Raw genomic sequence first — 1,239 nt, forward strand, 5'->3', positions numbered from 1 at the left:
GAGCTCATGTCCTTGCCGGTCTCGCGCATGGTCACGATGACCTCGTCCAGCGAGACCCGGTGCGAGCCGTCGCCCCACAGCGCCATCTTGGCCGCGTTGATGGCCTTCGCGGCGGCGATCGCGTTCCGTTCGATGCAGGGCACCTGGACCAGCCCGCCAATGGGATCGCAGGTCAGGCCCAGGTTGTGTTCCATCGCGATTTCGGCGGCGTTCTCCACCTGCGCGGGCGTGCCTCCCATGACCTCGGCCAGGCCAGCGGCGGCCATTGACGACGCCGAACCCACCTCGCCCTGGCAGCCCACCTCCGCCCCGGAAATGGACGCCTGTTCCTTGTACAGCACCCCGACGGCACCGGCGGCGAGCAGGAACTTCACCACGACGTCGTCGCGGTCTTCCTGGCTGGCCTGATCCATACCCGGAGCGAAGTGCAGCGCGTAGTACAGCACTGCCGGGATGATGCCGGCGGCGCCGTTCGTCGGGGCGGTCACCACCCGGCCGCCCGAAGCGTTCTCCTCGTTGACCGCCAGCGCGATCAGGTTCACCCACTCCTGCCAGTACTTGGGGTCCCGGTCCTTGTCCTCCTTCAGGAGGCGTTCGTGCCAGTCGGGAGCACGACGGCGGACCTTCAGTCCGCCGGGCAGCAGCCCCTCGCGCTTCAGGCTGACCTCCACGCAACCCTCCATCACGGAGTAGATGTGGAGCAGTCCCGCCCGGATGTCCTCCTCGGACCGGGATGCGCGCTCGTTGACCAGCATGATGTCCGCGATAGACAGGCCCTGTGCGCAGCAGTGCTCCAGCAGCTCCGCCGCTGTTCGGAACGGCAGCGGCAGTTCCTTCTTGGACTCGTCCAGTTCCTGCTGCGCCGCATCCTCCTCGCCCTCGCGGACAATAAACCCGCCACCAACGGAGAAGAACGTGGCCTTCCGGAGCTCGGAGCCGGCCGCATCAAAAACCGTAAAGGTCATGCCGTTGGTGTGCCGCGGCAGGATCGTCAGCGGCCGGAGCACCATGTCCTTGACCCCGTACGGCAGCGGCACGGACCCGGCCAGCTGCAGAGTGCCAGATTCGGCAATGGCTGCCAGCCGATCCTCGACCTCATCGGGAAGGATCAGCTCGGGGTGGAAGCCCTCCAGGCCCAGCAGGATGGCCGTCATGGTGCCGTGCCCGTGCCCGGTTGCCGCGAGCGAGCCATACAGGTCCACCCGCAGCGACGCCACGGTCTCCAGCTTCCCGGAGGAT

The 1,239-nt window shown here is 67.3% G+C and carries 1 protein-coding gene; it reads right to left on the reverse strand.

Going from position 1 to position 1,239, the window contains the following annotated elements:
• Nucleotides 1-1,239: L-serine ammonia-lyase (locus ACTHQX_RS21675; RefSeq protein WP_440159300.1), on the reverse strand; the 1,239-nt coding region annotated here is incomplete at both ends.

This window comes from Arthrobacter sp. SAFR-023 (genome assembly GCF_051965295.1).
GTDB lineage: Bacteria > Actinomycetota > Actinomycetes > Actinomycetales > Micrococcaceae > Arthrobacter.